The organism is Gilvimarinus sp. 2_MG-2023, from assembly GCF_030547685.1.
Classification (GTDB): Bacteria; Pseudomonadota; Gammaproteobacteria; order Pseudomonadales; family Cellvibrionaceae; genus Gilvimarinus.
This window is the reverse complement of the sequence record NZ_JAUOQM010000037.1, coordinates 1-2,049: the sequence shown is the minus strand read 5'-3', so window position 1 is coordinate 2,049 and position 2,049 is coordinate 1. Positions and strand designations below refer to the sequence as shown.

At 58.9% G+C, this 2,049-nt stretch carries 1 protein-coding gene; it reads left to right on the top strand.

The annotated features are described in order from the left end of the window. A partial coding sequence (locus Q4526_RS08045; protein ID WP_215976538.1) for a hypothetical protein occupies positions 1 to 2,049 on the top strand: 2,049 nt, incomplete at both ends.

Sequence of the window (2,049 nt, the reverse complement as noted above, 5' to 3'; positions counted from 1 at the left end):
ACCACTGGTGGCATACCGCGTTTGGCGCTCAATATCGGTGGCAACACCGTTTACGCCATCTACGCAGGCGGCAGCGGCACCACCGAATTAACCTTTACCTATACCGTGCAAGCGGGCGATACCGACGCCAACGGCATCAGTATTGCTGCCAACGCGCTGGACGCCAATGGCGGTACATTGGAAGGCGCTGCCGGTAATACCGCCGTGTTGACTCACAGCGCCGTAACCGACAATGCCGGTTATTTGGTGGATACCACCGCCCCCACCGCGCAGGTAATTCTTAACCCCATACAGCATATGCTGGAGGCAGCTGGTGTGACCGATGGCGTTGACGCCTCGCCCCAGCTCACGGCTCTGGGCACCGAGGGCGCCTTTGCGGTCACTTGGTATGGAGTCGATGCCGACGGCGATCGCAGTATTTTTGTGCAGCGTTTTGACAGCGGTGGTACAGCTGAAGGTACGCCGGTATTTCTTGAGCCCAATGGCGTGACGGATGGGGAAGACATTTCACCTCAACTCATTGCACTGGGTACCGAGGGCGCCTTTGCGGTGACTTGGAGTGGAGCTGATGCTGGCGGCGATTACAGTATTTTTGTGCAGCGCTTTGACAACAACGGCGCGGCGGTTGGCACGCCGATTTTGCTTGAACCCGATGGCGTGACAGATGGGGACGACTGGTATCCCCAGCTCACCGCGCTCGGCTCCGACGGCGCCTTTGCCCTCACTTGGCAAGGAGTGGCCGGCGGCGACTTCAGTATTTTTGTGCAGCGTTTTGACAGCAACGGTGCTGCGGTTGGCACGCCGATTTTGCTTGAGCCCGATGGTGTGACAGGTGGGACTGACTGGCGTCCTCAACTCACCGCACTGGGCACCGACGGCGCCTTTGCCGTGACTTGGTATGGAGACGATGCCGATGACGATGACAGTATTTTTGTTCAACGTTTTGACAACAGCGGCGCGGCGGTTGGCACGCCGATTTTGCTTGAACCCGATGGCGTATCGAATGGTAACGACCGCAATCCCCAACTCACCGCACTGGGCACCGACGGGGCCTTTGTCGTCACTTGGGGTGGGCAGGATGCCGGCGGCGATTACAGTATTTTTGTGCAGCGCTTTGACAACAACGGCGCGGCGGTTGGCACGCCGATTTTGCTTGAACCCGATGGCGTGTCGAATGGTAACGACCGCGATCCCCAACTCATCGCACTTGGCACTGAAGGTGCCTTTGCGGTGACTTGGTATGGAGAGGATGCCGGCGGCGATAGCAGCATTTTTGTCCAGCGCTTTGACAGCAACGGCGCAACGGTAGGCAGCCCCATACCGCTCGATTCCGGCGGTGTCACGGCTGGCTACTATAACCCCCAAATTACGCCGCTGGGCAGTGACGGCGCCTTTGCCGTTACCTGGCGTGGGAAAGATGCCGGCGGCGATGACAGTATTTTTGTGCAGCGCTTTGACAGCAACGGCGCAACAGTGGGCAACCCCATACTGCTCGAGCCCGACGGCGTCACGGATGGTACTGACTGGTATCCCCAAATCACCCCGCTGGGCAGCGACGGCGCATTTGCCGTGACTTGGTATGGAGACGATGCCGACGGAGACTACAGCATTTTTGTCCAGCAGTTTAACGCTGACGGCACACCCGTACGGCCAGATTCAACCGTTATTGATGCATCAGGCTCAATCACCACCCAAAGCACCGAAGTAGGCACGGCCTATTTAGTCCACGACTCGGTCACCGTAACCAGCGTCAGCGACATTACCGGCGCAGCGGATCAGTTCTGGAACGAGGCTGCGATTGCCACCGCCAATACCGATGTCAGCGTGGCGGCCACAGGTTTGGCCGATGGTAATTACCAGGTGTACACCGCCGATGCCGCCGGCAACCTCTCTGCCGCTGCGGCCACCAATATCACCATCGACAACACAGCGCCCAGCTTTACCAGTGGCGCAACCGCCACCGCTATTGACGAAAACAGCGGCGCCGGCCAAGTGGTTTACGACGCCGATGCCACCGACGTGACCGACTTAACCTACACGCTAAAAGCC